An 18,148-nucleotide genomic window follows, 5' to 3' on the forward strand; every position below is an offset into this window, starting at 1 on the left:
TCGGGTCTGGGACAATTTCTCGGGTACCGCTCAGGGCCGGCGGCAGAAGTGCTGCCGGCCGTGAAGTCTGCGCCGCTTACTGCGCGGCCTTGATCTCGCTGACGATCTTGGAATAGTCGCGCTGGGCTTCGCCGACGTCACGCAACTGCTCGAACTTGACGAGATCGGCCACCGGCATCGCCATGTTGGGGAATTTGGCCAGGAAGTCGGCCGGCAGGCTTTCCATCGCCGGCTTGTTCGGCACCTTGTAGTCGATGTTCTGCGCCGCCCAGGCGTGGTTCTTGGCGTCGAGCATGAAGTTGATGAACTTGAAGGCGTCGTCCTTGTGCTCGGACGCCTTCATCACCACCATCGTGTCGACCCACAGGTCCGAACCTTCTTTAGGGATGACGTATTTGATCTCCGGCTTGTCGGCGATGCCGTAATTGCACCAGCCGTCCCAGGCCTGCACCATCAGCGCCTCGCCGGAAACCAGCTTGGAATAGAAGGTGGTGTCGTCATAGGCGAGCAGGGTCTTCTTGGCGGAGATCAAGAGGTCCTTGACCTCGGCCATCTTGGCCGGGTCGGTCTCGTTGACCGAATAGCCCTTGTCGAGCTGCCCGGCGGCCAGCAGCCAGCGATCGGTCGCCAGCATGGTGGTCTTGCCCTTCATCTCGTCGGAAGGGGCGAGCAGGTCGCTCCAGCTCGTGGGCGCCGTCTTGACAAGGTCAGAGCGGTAGCAGAGGCCCGTCGTGCCCCAGGTGTAAGGCACGGAGAAAGCGTTGCCGACATCGTGCGGCAGCTTGGTCGCTTCGGGATAGAGGTTGGCGAGGTTGGGGATCTTGGCATGGTCGATCGGCTCGGTCAGGCCAAGCTTGTTTAATACTTCGGCGAAGGGCGAGGAGACGAAGACCACGTCATAGCCCTTGCCGCCGGCGGCAATCAGCTTGCCCATGATCTCTTCATTGGTGGCGTGCACCACCACTTCGCCGGCAACGCCGGTGGCGGTCTTGAAAGCGGCCATGGCGTCGGGTGCCATGTACCCATCCCAGTTCGAAATAACGAGGTCGGCTGCGGCGGCCGGCACCGAGAGCGTCAGGGCGAGACCGAGAGCGATTGAGGATGTATTGAGCGCACGGCGCCGCAGGCTGGTAGCGGTCATGGCAGTCTCCCATTCGGTTTGATCGTCGAAATCATTTGCCGGACCAAGGCCGGCGACGCGCGCGCCTGCCTTGATCCTGTTCCCTCGGTCTTTTCTCGCCGATTGTGCCGACAGTACTATTGCAGAAAAAAGTACGTCAATCCATAATCTGTCAACGACGGAGGAATTTGGCCGATTGTCCCTGTTCCGGCGATCAGCCAGACCAATGCGCCACATTCGCATTCGAGAAAAGTCATGCAAGCCGTAGCCAGACGACCTCGCACCAACCATCTCGATCTGGCGCAGCGCATCCTGGATGTGGCGCGGCAGCGTGGCTTCGAGCCTGGCGCCCGCCTGCCCGAACAGCAGATCGCCTCACTGTGCAATGTCTCGCGCACGCCCGTACGCGCCGCACTCGGCCTGCTCGCGGAACGGGGCGTGGTGCGCTGGGAGGCCGACAGCGGTTATCATCTGACGGTCGACCTCGCCGCCCAGCCCGCCATTGCCGCCGAACTACCCAGTGCGGAGGAAGACGAGCTCGCCGAAGCCATCCTGCGCGACCGCTCGGCGCGACGGTTGGACCAGACGGTGACCATCGCGGGGCTGATGCGACGCTACGACGCTGATCGCAAGACGGTACTAAAAGCACTTAACAAACTGACCGACGAGAATCTTCTGGATCGTGCGCCTGGGCAATCCTGGTTGTTTCGCCGCGCGCCGGACGATCCGGAGGCGCAAGGCGAAAGCTACGAGTTCCGCCTGGTGCTGGAGCCGGCGGCCATCCTGACGCCAGGCTTTCGGCTGGACGGGGCGCGGGCAGCAATGTTGCGGCAAGGCATGGAAGCGCTTGCAGCGCTGCCGGACGAGACATTCGACACGCGCGAGTTCCAGCGGCTGGACATGGATTTTCATGGCATGATCGCCGAGGGCTGCGCCAACCGTTTTGTGTCGGATGCATTGGCCGATCATCTCCGCCTGCGCCGGCTGCCGGGCATCTATTCCGGCGTCAACGTGTTTCGGCTGCGGCAATCGTTGCGCGAACACTCGGGCATACTCGACTATCTTGAAAGCCGGCAGTATGAGGTGGCTGCCGATCTGCTTCGCATCCACCTGCGGCTCTCCCGCAGCCAGCGACCGCAAGCAGCCAGCCGCGGAGCTCCCGCACTGTTCGGCATGATCAGCCGGCCGGATTGAAGAGGAATAATTGACGCGTAAAGCCAGCCCGACCATCGCGCTGTTTCCCGAAGCCAGTTTCGGCGCCGCGTTGAATTGCGTCGGTATCGCACAGGCATTGCGCGCACGGGGCGCTCGCCCCGTCTTCATCTGCCATGCCGGCTTCTCCGGCGTCTTTACCGACTATGGCTTCCAGGAATACCATCTGCCGACGGATGAGCCGCTGAGCGACAGCGACCGCCAGAGCTATTGGCAGGCCTTCGTGCGCCGGCACCTGCCGCATTTCCGGCTGAGCCCGATCGACCAGCTCGAGACCTATGTCGCGCCGACCTGGCAAGCGATCGTCGACACCGCCGTCAACGCCCAGGCGCCGCTGCGCCAATTGCTGGCGCGGCTGAAGCCGGACGCGGTGGTGCTCGACAACGTCATCATGTTCCCGGCGATCGCCGCCGCCGGCTGCCCGTGGGTGCGCGTCGTCTCCTGTGCCGAGACGGAACTGCCGGATGCCGAGGTGCCGCCCTATCTCTCGGGGATGGGTGCCGACGACCCGCAACGTGCGGCGTTCGAAGCGCGCTATCTCGCGGCCTCCGCACCCGCGCATGAGTGCTTCAACCGTTTTCGCGCGGATGCCGGCCTGGCGCCGTTGCCCAAGGGCCTGTTCCTCGAGACATCACCCGACCTCAATCTGCTGCTGACGCCAGCGATCGTACGGCGTGAGCGGGCCGAGCCGCTCGACCCCAAACGCTTTGTCTATCTCGAAGGCTGCGTGCGTTCGGAAGGGCCATTCGAGGTGCCGGTGTTTCCGCGCAATGGCGGGCCGCTGGTCTATGTCAGCTTCGGCAGCCTCGGCGCGATGGATGTCGGGCTGATCGAGCGCATGCTCGCCGTCTTCGACAGGCTGCCGGCGCGCTTCATCGTCAATGCCGGCGGCCTGCGCGACGCCTATCGCGCGGTGCCGGACAATGTCTATCTCGACGCTTGGTTTCCGCAGCCTTCGGTGGTGGCGAAGTCGGACCTGTTTATTCATCACGGAGGAAACAACAGTTTTTGCGAGGCGCTGCGCTTCGGCGTGCCGTCGCTGATCATGCCCTATTGCTGGGACGGACATGACAATGCGCAACGCGCGGGAGAGACGGGCGTGGGCGACCATATCGGCCGCGACGCCTGGACCGAAGGGGGATTGGAGAGAGCCATTCTCGGCCTGCTGGCCGACGATGCGATGCGCGCCCGCCTCAGGGACAATGCTGCCAAGATGGCGCTGACCCCTGGAACGGATGTGGCCGCGCAAGCCATACTCTCTCTCTCATAGGTACGTGAACCAAAATGCAGGACAAAAACACCAACACCGCTCTCTTCACCGGCAACGATCCCAAGGCCTGGCTCGCCCAGCACGGCATCACGGAGGTCGAGTGCCTGGTGCCCGACATGAATGGCGTGCTGCGCGGCAAGGCGCTGCCGACAGCAAAATTCCTCAAGGCGCTGGAAGACCGCGCACTCTACCTGCCGAGCAGCGCTTTCCTGGTCAGCATCGATGGCCGCTACTCCGGTTCGATCGACGAAGGCTTTGCCTATCAAGACCCGGATATGCGCATGGTGCCTGATATGTCGACGCTGTGCCTGGCGCCGGGCGGTGGCCCTGGCAAAGCCTATGTCTTCGCCGACGCCTTCCACATGGAAGGCAAGCCCTGGATGGCCTCGCCACGACATGTGCTGCGCGCCGTGCTCGATCTCTACCGGAAGCGCGGTTGGCGCGCGGTGGTGGCGCCGGAAGTCGAATTCTATCTGACCGCGCCCAATCCGAATCCCGACCAGCCGCTGACAGCACCGGTCGGCGCCAATGGCCGCGCCGAGGGTTCGCAGCATCCCTATGACATGGTGGCGCTGGAAGAATTCGAGCCGGTGATAAGGCGCGTCTATGACTATGCCGCGGCCGCCGGTCTGCCGCTCGACACGCTGATCCATGAATCCGGCACCGCGCAGCTGGAGATCAATCTGCTGCATGGCGACGCGGTGCCGCTGGCCGACCAGGTGCTGCTGTTCAAGCGGCTGACGCGCCAGGCGGCGCAGCAGAGCGGCATGCACGCCACCTTCATGGCCAAGCCGATCGCGGCGCAGGCGGGAAGCTCGATGCACCTGCACATGTCCGTCGTCGATGAGAAGACGGGCGCCGCGCTGTTTGCCGACAGAGATGATGCAGACACCGAAATGTTCGGCCATTTCATCGGCGGCCTGCAGAGATATGTGCCCGAGATCATGCCGCTGTTCGCACCCAACGTGAACTCGTTCCGCCGCATCCGGCCGAACCACAGCGCACCGGCCAACATCGAATGGTCGCATGACAACCGCTCTTGCGGCCTGCGCGTGCCGGCAGGTGGCCGCGCCGCCCGGCGGGTAGAGAACCGCTTGCCGGGAGCGGATTGCAATCCCTATCTGGCGATCGCCGGTTCGCTGCTTGCCGGCTATCTCGGCGTCGAGCAGAAGCTGGCGCGCTCGGCCGAGGCATCTGGCAATGCCTACAAGATCAAAAGCACGCTGCCGAAAACCATGGAGGAGGCGCTTGATCGTTTCACCGCTTGCGAGCCGGTGCGGGCACTGCTGGGCGAGGATTTCTTCCAGACCTATCTGCGCGTCAAGAGCGTCGAACTCGACCTGTTCCAGAGCGTGGTCACGAGCTGGGAACGCGACCATTTGCTGCTGAAGGTGTGATCATGGCCTCCAGCTCGACGGGTTTCAATTCGGGCCTCGATATCGGCAAATCCTATTATGTCGCCACCGCCAATCCGGCGCCGGACCATCCGGCGCTGGCGGGAGATGTCGACGCCGATTTGGTGGTGGTGGGCGGCGGCTGCACCGGCCTGTCGGCCGCCCTACACGCCGCCGTGCGCGGCCTGAAGGTGGTGCTGCTCGAAGGCGGCAAGATCGGCTGGGGGGCATCGGGCCGCAATGGCGGCCAGATGATCCCCGGCTTGCGCAAGGGCGCCAAGGGGCTGGTCAAGCTCTATGGTCCCGAGCGGGCGAAGGTGCTGTTCGACCTTGCCTTCGAGGCGCGCGGCCTGGTGCTCGACATCATCGAGCGCCACGCCATCGATTGCGATCTGCGGCTGACCGGCCATCTCGTCGGTGCCGTTAATGGCTCCGACCTCAGGGATCTCGAAGACGAGGCCAAATGCCTCGAGAGCGTGATGAAGTTCCGCGACGTCGAGATCCTGTCGGCGGCGCAGGCACGCGGCAAGGTGGACACGCCCTCATGGCGCGATGTATGAGCCGCTCGGCGGCCATATGCATCCTCTGAACTACACGCTTGGCCTTGCCCATGCCGCCGTGGCCGCCGGTGTCGTCATCCACGAAAATTCCGTCGCGGTGAAGCTGGAGCGCGAGCCTTCGATCCGGGTCTCGACGGCGCAGGGGTCGGTAAGGGCCAAACATGTCGTGCTGGCCGGCGACGCGTTGCTGCATGGGCTGGAGCCGCGCGTCAACAGCCGCATCATGCCGGTCGGCAACTACATCGTCGCCACCGAACCGCTGGAGGGCAAACACAATGTCATCCCGGCCAATGTCGCGGTGTCCGACACGCGCTTCGTCGTCAACTACTACCGCATGTCGGCGGACGGTCGGCTGCTGTTCGGCGGCGGCGAGCGCTACACGCCATCGCCGCCGGCCGACATTGCCGGCTTCGTGCGGCCGCATATGGAGGCCACCTTCCCGCAACTGAAGGGCTGCCGCATCGATCATGCCTGGGGCGGCCTGGTGTCGGTGACCACGTCGCGGCTGCCGCATGTCGGGCACTATGGCGAGGTCTATTTCGCGCATGGCTATTCCGGCAAGGGCGTCATCCTGTCAACGCTGTCGGGCAAGCTCTTGGCCGAAGCGATTACGGGCGACGCCTCGCGGCTGGACCTGTTCTCGACGCTGACGCCGATGCCGTTCCCGGGCGGTACGGCGCTGCGGGGCCCGCTCTATGTGCTGGGGATGTTGTGGTACGCGATGCGCGACCGTATCAAGCATTGAGGTTAGTACCGGCGGGTGGATCATCGGAGGATTGCATGCGTGATTTTCAGTTCCCCGGCCGCTCGCCGGTTCGCGCGACAGAAGCTATGGCGGCGACATCGCATCCGTTGGCGACGCTGGCGGCTATCGACACGCTGCGCTCTGGCGGCAACGCCATGGATGCCGCCGTCTGTGCGGCGGCAGTGCAAGGGGTGGTCGAGCCGCAATCGACCGGCATCGGCGGCGACTGTTTTGTGCTCTACAGTCCCAAAGGCGAGGGCGAGGTGCTGGCCTTCAACGGCTCGGGGCGGTCGCCTGCTGCTGCAAATGCCGATTGGTTTCTGGAGCGGGGCCATGGCGAACTGCCTGGAACCGGACCGCATGCCGTCACCATACCAGGCGCCATCGATGCATGGTGCCGGCTACTCGAGGACCACGGAAAAAAGGGCATCGACGCCGCGCTGGCGCCAGCCATTCGCTATGCCGAACAAGGCTATGTCGTTCATGATCGCGTCGCCTTCGACTGGGCCGACGAGGTCGCTCTGCTCTCAGCCGATGAACATGCCGCGCGCATATTCCTGCCCGAGGGAAGGGCGCCGCAAGCCGGCGATGTGCATCGGCAGCCGCACTTGGCGGACACCTTGCGCATCATCGCCAACCGAGGCCGTGCAGGGTTTTATGAAGGTGAAGTCGCGGACGATCTGGTGGAACGTCTTCGCGCGCTGGGCGGGCTGCATGCATTGGAGGATTTCGCCGAGACCCAAGGCGACTACGTCACGTCGGTGAATACGTCCTATCGCGGCTACGATATCCATCAGATGCCACCGAACAATCAGGGCATGACGGCGCTGATCATGCTGAATGTGCTTTCGGGCTTCAGCCTTGGTTCGTTGGAGCCGAACAGTGCCCAGCGGCTGCATCTCGAGATCGAAGCCGGCCGGCTTGCCTACCAGGACCGCGATACTTTCATCGGCGACCAGGATTTCGTCCAGGTCCCCGTCGAACAACTGCTGTCGGCAGCTTATGCGGAGCGGCTGCGCGCCGCCATCGATCCGGCCCTCGCCATGACGCATCTGCCGCGGCTTGAGCTGCCGCGCAGCGACACCGTCTATATCTCCGTGGTCGACCGCGACCGCAATGCAGTGAGCTTCATCAACTCGACCTTCGGTTCCTTCGGCAGCGGCGTCGTCGGTCCCAAGACAGGCGTCGTGCTGCAGAATCGCGGCAGCAGTTTTCGCCTCACGGAAGGCCATCCAAATCGTATCGCGCCGCGAAAGCGACCGATGCACACCATCATGCCCGGCATGGCGACGCGAGGGGGTAAGGTGGTGATGCCGTTCGGGGTGATGGGCGGCGGCTACCAGCCGTTCGGCCATGTCCATCTGCTGACCAACATGATCGATCTCGGGATGGACCCGCAGCAGGCACTGGATGCGCCACGGGTGTTCTACAAGGACAATGCCGTGCTGGCCGAGCGCGGGATTCCGGCTGAGGCGATCGCCGGCCTGCGTCAGCGCGGCCATCAGGTTTCGATCGCCGAGGAGCCGCATGGCGGCGGCCAGTTGGTGCTGATCGATTGGGAAAAGGGCACGCTCACCGGTGCCTCCGATCCGCGCAAGGACGGTTGTGCGCTGGGCTACTGATCTGCGTTGCTGGAATGCGCATTCAGAACCAGATCAGCCAGACAAGCTGCAGGATTACCAGTGCAATGGCGTCCCAGAAGATGAGTTCGCCCATCGAGAACCAGCGCCGCGACCGGTTGAAGCTGTAGAACAGCCACCAGACCAAGGCTGCGGCGGCAAGCGGCACCAAAGCGAGCAGCGTGCTCACGGCAGCCGCGCTCCCGACACCGCATCGAATGTGTGCAGCGCTGTCGGCGGAAAGCGTAGATAAAGCGGCTGGCCGGGATCGAAAGGGCGATCGTCATTCACAGTCCTGACGATCAGCGCGTTGGCCTCGCTCTTGGCGAAGATCAGGACGTCCGGCTCGACCGGTTCGACGACGTCGACGGCAAACTGGATGGCATCGCTTGCGGAGGCGTCGACCAGCTGGATCTGTTCCGGGCGAATGCCGAGCACGATCGGGCCGTCAGGCTTTCCCGGCAGCGGGCAAGTGAAACCGCTGGCGTGGAAGACGCCGGCGCGGACATCGCCATCGAACGTGTTCATCGCTGGACGGCCGATGAATTCGGCGATGAAGCGATTGGCAGGCCGCCGATAAATCTCGCGCGGGTCGTCGTACTGGATCAGTGCGCCTTCGCGCAACACCGCGACCCTGGTCGCCAGCGTCATCGCCTCTTCCTGGTCGTGTGTGACGAAGACGAAGGTCTTTTTCAGCTCGCGATGCAGACGCTTCAGCTCGGTGCGCATGTGGAGCCGCAACAAGGCGTCGAGATTGGACAGCGGCTCATCCATCAGACAGAGGCTAGGTTGCCAGACCAGGGCGCGGGCCACAGCCACGCGCTGCGCCTGGCCGCCCGACAATTGCGAAGGGCGGCGGTCGAGGTAACGGGTGATTTCGAGCAGCTCGGCCATGGCGCGGACGCAGCGGTCAAGCTCGGCGGCCGGCATTTTTCGGATGCGCAAGGGATAGGCGATGTTCTCGTAGACGCTCTTATGGCTGTAGAGCGCATAGTTCTGGAACACCATGCCCATGCCGCGCAGGCGCGGCGGCAGGTCGGTGACATCGCGACCCTCGACCATGATGCGGCCGGCCGTGGGACGTTCAAGGCCGGCAAGCAGCCGGCAGGCTGTCGTCTTGCCGGAACCAGAGGGCCCGAGCAGAACCAGGAATTCGCCGGGCTCGAAAGCAAGATCGAGCGCCTGCAGCGCCACCGTCCCGTCCGGGAAGGCCTTGGTGACGCCGTCGAAAACAATTGCCATGCAAGGATCCCTTCAACCCTTGACCGCGCCGAAGGTGAGGCCGCGGACGAGCTGTTTCTGGACAAGGAAAGTGAAAAGCACGATCGGCAGCGTTGCCACGATCGCGACTGCCGCGACCTGTCCCCAGAGCGTGCCATGCGGCGTCACCAGTCCGGGTATGCCGACGGTCAGCGGCCGCCCGTCGAAAGCGACGAGGATGAAGGCATAGAGGAACTCGTTCCACGACAGGATGAAGCAGAGCACCGCTGTGGCGCCGATGCCGGGTGCGGCCAGCGGCGCGACGACGAGGAAGAATGCGCCGAGCCGCGAGCGGCCGTCCATCATCGCGGCTTCGTCGATCTCCCTGGGGATTTCGGCGAAGAAGCCGCGCATCATCCAGACGACTAGCGACAGGTTGAAGGAGGTGTGGGCGATCACCACGGCGTAGATGGTGTCGATCAGGCCAAGCGAGGTGAAGAACAGGAACAGCGGCACGGCGATCGAGATCGGCGGTGCCATGCGCGTGGTCAGGAAGAAGAAGAACAGGTCTTCCTTGCCGGGGAAATTGGAGCGGGCAAAGCCGTAGGCAGCCGGCGCGCCGATGACGATGCAGAGCACCGTAGACGACACCGAGATCAGCACCGAGTTGATTGCCAGCGGCCAGTATTCCTTGTCGATGAAGACGGCGGGATAGTTGGCAAGCGTCGGCGAAAAAATCCATTTCGGCACAGAAGACAGAAGATCGACGCGGTTCTTGAACGACGCCAGCACCATCCAGACATAAGGCGTCAGCGCCACCACGACGGCGACGAGCAACACCGCCCAGGCAAAGCTTTTCCAGGCGCGGTTGGTGGATTGATCGATCATCGCCGCGCCCTCAAAACGCCGCCGCCTGCTTGCGGCTCGACCAGTAGACGGCCTTGTAAAAGACGGAGCACAGGATCAGCACGACGAGATAGATCATGAAGGCGACCGCGGCGCCGTAGCCGAGGTCCCAGTTGCGGAAGTTGACGCGGTAGGCGTAGATCGACACCAGTTCGGTCAGCGTTCCCGGACCGCCGCCGGTCATCAGGAAAACCTTGTCGAACTCCTTGAAGGCATCGATGCCGCGCAGCAATAGCACCAGCGCGATGACGGGCCGCAGCAGCGGCAGCATGACATCGCAAAAGATCTGAAACGGTTTTGCGCCATCCATCATCGCCGCCTCGAACGGCGCGCGCGGCAGGCTCATCATCCCGGCGAGCATGATCAGGGTGACGAAGGGCGTCCACTGCCAGACATCGATGGCGACGATGGTCGGAAACACCAGGTCGGGTGCCGAAAGCACCGCCGAATTCTGCGCCAGCAGGCCAACCTTGCGCATGTAGAAGGTGAGCATGCCGAAATCGCCCTGCAACAGCAGCCGCCAGATCAGCCCGACGGCGACCGGCGCAATCATCATCGGGATGAGCAGCAGTGTGGTGAGAAGCCGCTGGCTGGCGACGAAGCGGAAGATCAGGAAGGCCAGCGCAAAGCCGAGCAGGAATTCGAGGCCGACGGCGATGATGACGAATTTCAGCGTCAGCAGGAACGATGCCCAGAAGAATGGATCGTTGCGCATCAGCTTGCGGAAATTGTCGAAGCCGACGAAGGCGCCCCCATGGCTGGCATCAGCGAAGCTGAGGTCGGTCAGCGCGGTGTAGACCATGTAGTAAAACGGGCCGACCAGGAAGACGACGACGAGCAGTGTCGCCGGCAGTATCAAGAGCGGTCCCACCCCACGGTCGAGAAGCGGCATTCCGCGGCGCGGCGATGGAGTGCGGTTCGTCACGGGCGTTTCCTGCGGACAAGAACGGCTACCCGCTTGTGCGGGTAGCCTCTGCGCGACATCTCAAGGCCTATCGTGCCGGATAGGTCATTGGTGCGCAAGAACCGAGCAATGTCGAGATATCGGTGGCGGCGGTGTCGAGGGCGGCCTGCGCCTCCTTTTCGCCGGCGAGGTAGGACGACAGTTCGCGCACCAGTATGTCGGTCATCTCGGCCGATTGCGGCAGCGTCGCCTTCGGCACCGCGTGCTCGTTGGCCTCCATCGAAGCCTTGGCATAGGGCAGCTTCTGCACCTCCGCCGAAGCATAGACATCGGGCCGACCTGAAGCGCCGCCATTGAGATGCTGCTCGAGCTGGCGGTCATAGCCCATCATCCACTGGACGAAGAGGAAGGCGGCCTGCTGGTTCTTCGAATAGACCGGGATGAGATAGGTCCAGCCCTCGACCTGGCCGATCTTGCCGCCGTCGCCTTGCGGCACGAGATCGAAGCCAACCTTGCCGACCACGGTGGAGGCCGTGGTGTCGACCGATACGGCATAGGTTGCGTCGTTCCACATGATCAGCTCGGCGACCTTGGCTTGCTGCATCAGCGCCATGACATCATCCCAGAAATAGTTGAGGCTGTCCGGCGGCGAGAACTGCAACAGGCTCTTGTAATATTCGAGCGAGGCGACGGCCTTGGGGCTGTTGACGATGACCGGGCCGCAGGCCGAGCCGCTCTTCACGTCGAGCACGTCGCCGCCGAACGAATAAAGGAAGTTGAGCCACTCATACCACAGCGCCTCATGGCGCTTGCCCTGCAGGGCGGTGCCGTAAAAGCCCTGGTCGGGGCGATAGAACCATTCGGCGATATCGCGATATTGCTTCCAGTCCTTGGCGGGAGCGAGGTCGTAGCCATACTTGGCCTTGAAGCCTGCCTGCTCCTTGGGATCGGCGAGCAGGTCCGAGCGATACCACATGAACATGTTGAGCACTGTGAAGGGGAAGCCGTACTCCTTGCCGTCATACCAGGAGATTTCGTGCCAGGCGGTCTGGTAGAGCTGCTTCTCCGGCTCGAAGCTCGGATCGCGCAAAGCCGGGTCGGCCATCATCTTGGCGATTTCGACCAGATGGTTGTTGGTGGCGAACTTGCCGAGTTCGCGATGCGGCTGGATGATGACGTCGTAGCGGCCGCGGTGCGAGTTGAGATCGAGCTGCACCTTGTTGACGGCTTCCGAGTGCTCGTACATCTCGACTTCGACATGGATGCCGGTCTGTTTTTCAAACTCCGGCGCCATCTTCTTCAGCGCTTCGAGCGGCGGCAGCGCCTCGCCGACCATGCGGATGGTCTGGCCGCTATAGGGTTTCGACGCCTCTTTCAGATCCCACGCGGCCGCTTGTGTCACTTGCCACGTCAGGGGCCACACAAATACGACTGCGACGAGCAGTCTGGACGCGGTACGTCTCAGCGGCTTGAGCATTCTTCCCTCTCCCTAGAAGTCGTGCCTGGCGGGCCGGCGCCCGTTTTGTCATAAAATGTGTGGTACTGCAAATCGAAATGTGGCACCTTGCAACAAATGGTTGGGAGGTGTTAACAGACCGGCAGCAAACCGGCTTTCCCGACCGGGCGAGGGACCTTTCGGATGGACTTCATCTTCATGCTGACGCGCAACGATCGCACGGTCGAGGACTGTCTCGACCTGGTCGATTTGATCGAGCCGGTCGGGCTGAAGCATGTCGGCTTCAAGGATATTGGCGTCGAGCCGGATGTGCTGCGCAAGCTCGCTGTCGCCATTGGCCGGACAGGCGCCACCACTTACATGGAAGTTGTCTCGACGGCGGCTGAGGCCTGCCTTAATTCCGCGCGCATCGCCAAGGATCTCGGCATCCAGCGCCTGCTCGGTGGTACTCAGGTCGACGAGATCATGGCGTTGCTGGAGGGGAGCGGCACCGAATACTACCCTTTTCCCGGGCGGCCGGTCGGCCATCCGACCAAGCTCGGCGGTTCGGCCGAGGATGTCGAGGCCGACTGCCGCGCCTTCGCCGAGAAGGGTTGTGCGGGATGCGACATCCTCGCCTATCGCGCCACCGAGGCCGACCCGGCCGAACTGGTACGCGCAGCCCGGCGCGGGCTTGGTCCGTCGCGGCATCTGATCGTCGCCGGCGCCGTGGCATCAGCCGATCGGATCAAGGCGATCAAGCTGGCCGGCGCCAACGCTTTTACCATTGGCACAGCGGTGTTCGACGGTTCCTATTCGCCGACGAAAGGTTCTATCCTCTCGCAACTGCGGGATGTTCTCGCGGATTGCGAGCGTGTCTAATGCCAGTCATCGGCATCGATCTCGGCACACAAAGCCTGAAGGCGATCGTTGTCGATGACGAATTGCGGCTGCGTGGCGAGGCCGCTGTGTTGTACCAGCCGGCCTTCCCGGCGCCCGGCTGGGCCGAACAGAACCCGGCGCTGTGGCTGGCGGCGCTCAAGCCGGCCATTGCCGGCGCGCTCGACAAGGCTGGGCTTGCACCGTCCGACATCAAGGGCATTGCCATTGCCGGCCAACTCGACGGCTGTGTTGCGGTCGACAGCAGCGGCCAGGCCCTGGCGCCGTGCATCATCTGGATGGATCGGCGCGCGGCGGCAGAGATCGCCGGCATCGATCCGGACTTCATCCGCGAGCGCACCGGTCTTGTCCTCGATGCCACGCATATGGCGGCGAAAATCCGCTGGGCCGCGCGCAACCTGCCAGAAGCGCGCCGGGTGGCGCTCTGGCATCAACCGGTATCGTTCGTGGTCGCGGCGCTGTGCGGTCGTGCCGTCATCGATCACGCGCTGGCCTCGACAACCATGCTCTATGGACTGAAGGAGCACAACTATGCCGGCGATCTGCTGGCGGCCTTCGACATCGATGCAGACAAATTGCCCGGCATCGACGATGCATCTGAGATCGCCGGCGCCTTGACGCACGCCGGCGCCGAGCTCACCGGCCTGCCTGTGCGCACGCCGCTGGCGGTTGGCACCGGCGATGATTTTTCGGCCGCCATAGGCGCCGGGGTTGTCGTGCCCGGTGTCGTCGCCTGCAATCTCGGCACGGCCGAAGTGGTCGGCGCGGTGTCCGGCACGCTTCGCCTCGACCCCGGCGGCCTGGTCGAGACCCATGGCTTTCTCGGCGACGGCTATTTCATCTCCAATCCCGGATGGCTCTCGGGCGGCGCGGTGACGTGGTTTCTAACAACCTTCGGCGTCGATTCGCCGGCGGCGATGTCGGAACTGGCGGCGACGGTGGTTGCCGGCAGCGACGATTTGCTGTTCTTGCCCGCGTTGTCCGGTGCCATGGCGCCGCGCTGGATCGCCGAAGCGCGTGCCGCTTTCTACGGCCTGACATCCTTCCACGGCAAAGCCGCTTGTGCCCGTGCCGTGCTGGAGGGCTGTGCCTTTGCCATGCGCGACGTGGTCGACCGGCTGGACGATCTCGATATCGCGACGGATCGCATCCGGCTCTCAGGCGGTGGCGCGCGCAGCCGGGTATGGGCGCAAATTCGTGCCGATGTCAGCGGCAGGCCGGTCGAGATCGCGGGTGCGGCCCATGCCTCGCCGATCGGTGCGGCAATCCTTGCCGCCGCAGCCATCGGCCTTACCTCCTCAGTGCAGCAGGCGGCTGAAAGGCTGGCCGGCCGCATCGAGACGATCGACCCTGATCCTTCCGCCAAGGCCACCTACGACAGAAGTTACCGCCGGTATCGCACCTTGTTCGATGCCCTGACCCCGCTTCATGCTGACTGACCGGACTGCATCCTATGTCCAGACAAATGCTCGATCGCCTTATTGCCGGCACGCTGCCTGACCCGGATAGCCAGGGAATGCTGTCGGTGCCGCTGAAGACCATCGTCATAGGGCGCGGTCTCGGCGACGAAGCCGATGCGCTGGTCAAGCCACTGCCGCTCGGCCGCAGGCTCGCCGTTGTCATGGATCCCGACACAAGGCTGGCTCTCGGCGAGAGAGTGTCGATTGCGCTGCGCGGCTCCAGCGATGTCGACAAGATCATCCTGCCGCGCCATCCGCATCCGGACATGGACGCGGTGCGATCGGTGATCGCACGCACGAAAGACGCCAGCGGCCTGGTCGCGGTCGGATCTGGCTCGATCAACGACATCACCAAATATGCTGCCCATCTCACCCAAAAACCTTATGCGGTGTTCGGCACCGCGCCATCGATGAACGGCTACACCTCGGTGTCGGCGGCAATCACCGAGGACGGCCTGAAGAAATCGCTGACGGCCAGCCTGCCGGTCGGCGTCTTCCTTGATCTCGATGTCATGGCGCGGGCGCCGCACCGGCTGATCGCTGCCGGCTTCGGCGATTCGATGGCGCGGCCGACCGCGCAGACCGATTGGCTGATGGCGCATCTGTTGCTCGGCACGCCCTACAGGCAGGCGCCGTTCATGCTTCTGGCCGAGGACGAGAAGGCGCTCATCGCCAAGGCCGGCGAACTCGGGACCGGCGACCTTGAGGCGATGGAAGTGCTGGTGCGCACGCTGGTCATGTCCGGTCTCGGCATGACACTGTGCGGCGGCTCTTATCCGGCCAGTCAGGGCGAACATCTCATCGCCCACTATATCGACATGCGGGGCCAGGGATTGCCCGAGGCGCATCACGGCGAGCACATAGCGGTGACGACGTTGACGATGGCGCGGCTGCAGGAGCGCGTGCTGGCACTGCCGGAGCTGCAGCTCGCGCCGTCCGCGGATACGCCAGAACGCTTCATCGAAATCTTCGGCGAAACGCTCGGACGTTCCTGCTGGGCGGCATTCAAGCCCAAGCTGCTGGACCGCGAACGGGCAAACGCCATCAACACCATGCTGGCCAAGCAATGGCGCTCGCATCGTGAAAGGCTGGTGCGGGTGGCACGCCCGGCGCGCGAGATCGCGGCAGCACTGCGCGCCGCCGGCGCGCCGACCACGCCGCAGGAGGTTGCCATACCGGCTGGCTTCTACGACGAGGCGGTCGCCAATGCCCGGCTGATCCGCGACAGGTTCACCATGCTCGACGTCGCGGCTGCCTCGCTCGAAACGGTTGCGGCGGGAGCCTGAGCGGGTGCTGCGTCCGCTTGCCGACTTCACCGCGCTGGACCGGCGCAACATCGCCGTCGTTCTGACCGATATCGACGACACCTTGACCGACAAGGGACGGCTGCCGGCAAAAGCCTATGCGGCGCTCGAGCGGCTGAAGCAGGCCGGCTTCCTTGTCGCGCCGGTGACCGGCCGCCCTGCCGGCTGGTGCGACCTGATCGCGCGGCAATGGCCGGTCGATGGCGTGATCGGCGAGAACGGCGCTTTCTATTTCCGCTATGACGACGCCAAAAAGCGGATTGTTCGCCACTACGCCAAGAGCGCTGCCGAACGGCAGGCCGATGCCGCGCGCCTCAAGGAGATCGAGCAAACCGTTCTGCGCGAAGTTCCGGGTGCGGCGGTCGCGGCCGACCAAGCCTATCGCGAGGCCGATCTGGCGATCGATTTTTGCGAGGACGTGGCGCCGCTGCCCAAAACCGAGGTTCTGAAGATCGTCGGCATCTTCCAGCGCTATGGCGCGACGGCGAAAATCTCGTCCATCCACGTCAATGGCTGGTTCGGCAAATACGACAAACTGTCGACAAGCCGGCTATTCTTGCAGGACTGTTTCGGTATAGATATCGACCACGACAAGGACAGCATTGTCTTCGTCGGCGATAGTCCAAACGATGCGCCAATGTTCGGCTTCTTCCCCAACAGCGTCGGTGTCGCTAATGTGCTGGACTTCGCCGGCGAACTTCCGGCATCTCCTGCCTTCGTCACAAGCGGGCGCGGCGCGCAAGGGTTTGCCGAGCTTGCCGACGCACTGATTGCTGCAAAGGGAATGGAATAATCATGGATCAGGGCCGACTGACGAAGAAGGAGCGGCACGCGCTTATCCTTTCGGAAGTGCGCCGGTCGGCGTCCATCCGCATCTCCAAACTTGCACGGCGCATCGGCGTCGCCGGCGAGACCATCCGCCGCGATCTCATCGAACTCGGCGATGCCGGGCTGATCAACCGCACCTATGGCGGTGCGACGATCTCGCTGGTGACATCAGAGCCGGTGATTTCGGAGCGCGGCCTGACCCTGGTCGAGGAGCGCGCCCGCATCGGCCGCGGCGCAGCGGGCCTGGTCCAGAAGGGCCAGATCGTGATGATCGATGGCGGTTCGACCACTTATGAGGTGGCGCGCAACCTTTCGCAGCTGAAGCGCGACCTGACCATCATCACCAATTCCACCGGCGTGGCCTCGGTGGCCGGCGCCAATCCGACCTTCCGCGTGCTGCTTTGCCCCGGGACCTATGACAGCCGCGAAGGCAGCGTGCTTGGCGAAGACACGGTCGAGTTCGTGCGCCGCTACAATGCCGACGTCGCCATTATCGGGGCATCGGGGATAAGCGCCGATGGCCCGAGCGACATGATCTCGGGCGCCGCGGCCGTTAAACGCGCAATGATATCGCGTTCACTGTCGACGGTGCTGGTGGTGACCCACGACAAGTTTGGCCGCAGCAGTCTGGAACGCATCTGCGGGCTCGATGACATTGCCGATATCGTCACCGACAGCGAACCGAAGGCCGACCTGCGCACTGCTGCCGAACAGGCGGGCACGGAGCTGCATGTGTTTGCCGCCGACTGATCAGCATTGGCTATCCGGCGGCATCCCGGTTGGTCAGCGCGATGTGGCAGCAGCCGGGGCCGTGGCCCGGCGTCCAGGTGACATTGTCGAAGCGCACGCCCGTTGCCTCGAACAGACCACGGTCGAAAGCGCCGGCGATGCGGCAGAGCGTGGCGAGTTTTTCATCACCGACACCGGCCTCGACCCAGGCGTCCTTCAGCGGACAACGCTTCACCTTGAATGCGATGTGGTCCGGCCCGCGCTCGACATCGGTCGGATACATCAGGCCGCCATCCGGGCTGACGGCCAAAAATGCCTCGCCGATGGCCGGCGCGTCGTTAGGTCCGAAACGGGCGAAGGCGGCGGCCGCCACCTCCTTGCCGCGCTGCTCGATGGTGCGGATCATGATCGCCTCGGCCTTTTCCGCGCCGAGTTCGCCGGTCAGCTCGTCGAGAAACAGACGGTAGAGATCGGCGCGGTTGCGGAAGGCGGAATCGAGTTCGCGCGAGAGTTTTTCGGCTCTGGCTTCTGGTTCGGTCATGATGTGTCCTTGCCTTTGACC

The 18,148-nt window shown here is 63.8% G+C and carries 16 protein-coding genes and 1 pseudogene; 10 read left to right on the forward strand and 7 right to left on the reverse strand.

Translation table 11 applies throughout. From position 1 onward, the window contains the following. Positions 1 to 76 precede the first annotated feature (76 nt). Positions 77 to 1,141: a polyamine ABC transporter substrate-binding protein gene (locus NKI96_RS24735; RefSeq protein WP_023685711.1), complete on the reverse strand. Its 1,065-nt coding sequence runs from the start codon at positions 1,139 to 1,141 to the stop codon at positions 77 to 79. Between the two features lie 234 nt (positions 1,142 to 1,375). Between NKI96_RS24735 and NKI96_RS24740 the strand changes: the two genes are divergently transcribed. The 5 genes and pseudogenes from NKI96_RS24740 (at position 1,376) to ggt (ending at position 7,923) form a co-directional block, all read left to right on the forward strand. Beyond that, positions 1,376 to 2,314, forward strand: coding sequence for a GntR family transcriptional regulator (locus NKI96_RS24740; protein ID WP_023685712.1), 939 nt, complete (start codon positions 1,376 to 1,378; stop codon positions 2,312 to 2,314). 10 nt (positions 2,315 to 2,324) lie between these two features. After that, entirely contained in the window at positions 2,325 to 3,602 is a 1,278-nt protein-coding gene (locus NKI96_RS24745; protein WP_352806724.1) for a glycosyltransferase, read from the forward strand. A gap of 14 nt (positions 3,603 to 3,616) precedes the next feature. Next, the gene (locus tag NKI96_RS24750; RefSeq protein ID WP_023712270.1) at positions 3,617 to 4,999 is read left to right on the forward strand and encodes a glutamine synthetase family protein; all 1,383 of its coding nucleotides are present in this window, start codon (positions 3,617 to 3,619) and stop codon (positions 4,997 to 4,999) included. 2 nt (positions 5,000 to 5,001) lie between these two features. Beyond that, positions 5,002 to 6,301 (forward strand): annotated as a pseudogene (locus NKI96_RS24755) (NAD(P)/FAD-dependent oxidoreductase). Between the two features lie 35 nt (positions 6,302 to 6,336). Then, a complete protein-coding gene (ggt, locus tag NKI96_RS24760) occupies positions 6,337 to 7,923 on the forward strand; it encodes a gamma-glutamyltransferase (RefSeq protein WP_352806726.1) in 1,587 nt (528 codons plus the stop codon). 22 nt (positions 7,924 to 7,945) lie between these two features. Here ggt and NKI96_RS24765 read toward each other — a convergent pair whose 3' ends face one another. The 5 genes from NKI96_RS24765 to NKI96_RS24785 all read right to left on the reverse strand — a co-directional run bounded on the left by NKI96_RS24765 (position 7,946) and on the right by NKI96_RS24785 (position 12,332). Continuing rightward, the gene (locus NKI96_RS24765) at positions 7,946 to 8,110 is read right to left on the reverse strand and encodes a hypothetical protein (protein ID WP_023714150.1); all 165 of its coding nucleotides are present in this window, start codon (positions 8,108 to 8,110) and stop codon (positions 7,946 to 7,948) included. Beyond that, entirely contained in the window at positions 8,107 to 9,162 is a 1,056-nt protein-coding gene (locus NKI96_RS24770; protein ID WP_352806728.1) for an ABC transporter ATP-binding protein, read from the reverse strand. The genes NKI96_RS24765 and NKI96_RS24770 overlap by 4 nt, the downstream gene beginning before the upstream one ends. A gap of 12 nt (positions 9,163 to 9,174) precedes the next feature. Beyond that, positions 9,175 to 10,008, reverse strand: coding sequence for a carbohydrate ABC transporter permease (locus NKI96_RS24775; RefSeq protein ID WP_352806731.1), 834 nt, complete (start codon positions 10,006 to 10,008; stop codon positions 9,175 to 9,177). 10 nt (positions 10,009 to 10,018) lie between these two features. Beyond that, on the reverse strand, positions 10,019 to 10,951 hold the full coding sequence (locus NKI96_RS24780; protein WP_352806734.1) for a carbohydrate ABC transporter permease: 933 nt from the start codon (positions 10,949 to 10,951) through the stop codon (positions 10,019 to 10,021). A 67-nt stretch (positions 10,952 to 11,018) separates the two neighbouring features. Next, on the reverse strand, positions 11,019 to 12,332 hold the full coding sequence (locus NKI96_RS24785) for an ABC transporter substrate-binding protein (RefSeq protein WP_023826303.1): 1,314 nt from the start codon (positions 12,330 to 12,332) through the stop codon (positions 11,019 to 11,021). A gap of 237 nt (positions 12,333 to 12,569) precedes the next feature. Between NKI96_RS24785 and NKI96_RS24790 the strand changes: the two genes are divergently transcribed. From NKI96_RS24790 to NKI96_RS24810, 5 genes are read left to right on the forward strand one after another with little or no spacing between them, the layout of a single operon-like run. Next, the gene (locus NKI96_RS24790) at positions 12,570 to 13,247 is read left to right on the forward strand and encodes a beta/alpha barrel domain-containing protein (protein WP_023820479.1); all 678 of its coding nucleotides are present in this window, start codon (positions 12,570 to 12,572) and stop codon (positions 13,245 to 13,247) included. Further along, the gene (locus NKI96_RS24795) at positions 13,247 to 14,704 is read left to right on the forward strand and encodes a xylulokinase (RefSeq protein WP_352806738.1); all 1,458 of its coding nucleotides are present in this window, start codon (positions 13,247 to 13,249) and stop codon (positions 14,702 to 14,704) included. The genes NKI96_RS24790 and NKI96_RS24795 overlap by 1 nt, the downstream gene beginning before the upstream one ends. Before the next feature lie 14 nt (positions 14,705 to 14,718). After that, positions 14,719 to 16,011, forward strand: coding sequence for an iron-containing alcohol dehydrogenase (locus NKI96_RS24800; protein WP_081731197.1), 1,293 nt, complete (start codon positions 14,719 to 14,721; stop codon positions 16,009 to 16,011). A 7-nt stretch (positions 16,012 to 16,018) separates the two neighbouring features. After that, a complete protein-coding gene (locus NKI96_RS24805; RefSeq protein WP_023820482.1) occupies positions 16,019 to 16,822 on the forward strand; it encodes an HAD-IIB family hydrolase in 804 nt (267 codons plus the stop codon). A gap of 2 nt (positions 16,823 to 16,824) precedes the next feature. Then, positions 16,825 to 17,607 carry a DeoR/GlpR family DNA-binding transcription regulator gene (locus tag NKI96_RS24810; protein WP_023820483.1) on the forward strand — a complete coding sequence of 261 codons (783 nt, stop codon included), beginning with the start codon at positions 16,825 to 16,827 and terminating at the stop codon, positions 17,605 to 17,607. Positions 17,608 to 17,617: 10 nt separating this feature from the next. Here the strand turns inward: NKI96_RS24810 and NKI96_RS24815 are convergent, their stop codons facing one another. Beyond that, positions 17,618 to 18,127 carry an L-2-amino-thiazoline-4-carboxylic acid hydrolase gene (locus tag NKI96_RS24815; protein ID WP_023704257.1) on the reverse strand — a complete coding sequence of 170 codons (510 nt, stop codon included), beginning with the start codon at positions 18,125 to 18,127 and terminating at the stop codon, positions 17,618 to 17,620. Between the last annotated feature and the right edge of the window lie 21 nt (positions 18,128 to 18,148).

The sequence above is a fragment of the Mesorhizobium sp. M0292 genome, assembly GCF_040321695.1.
In the GTDB taxonomy this organism is placed as follows: Bacteria; Pseudomonadota; Alphaproteobacteria; order Rhizobiales; family Rhizobiaceae; genus Mesorhizobium.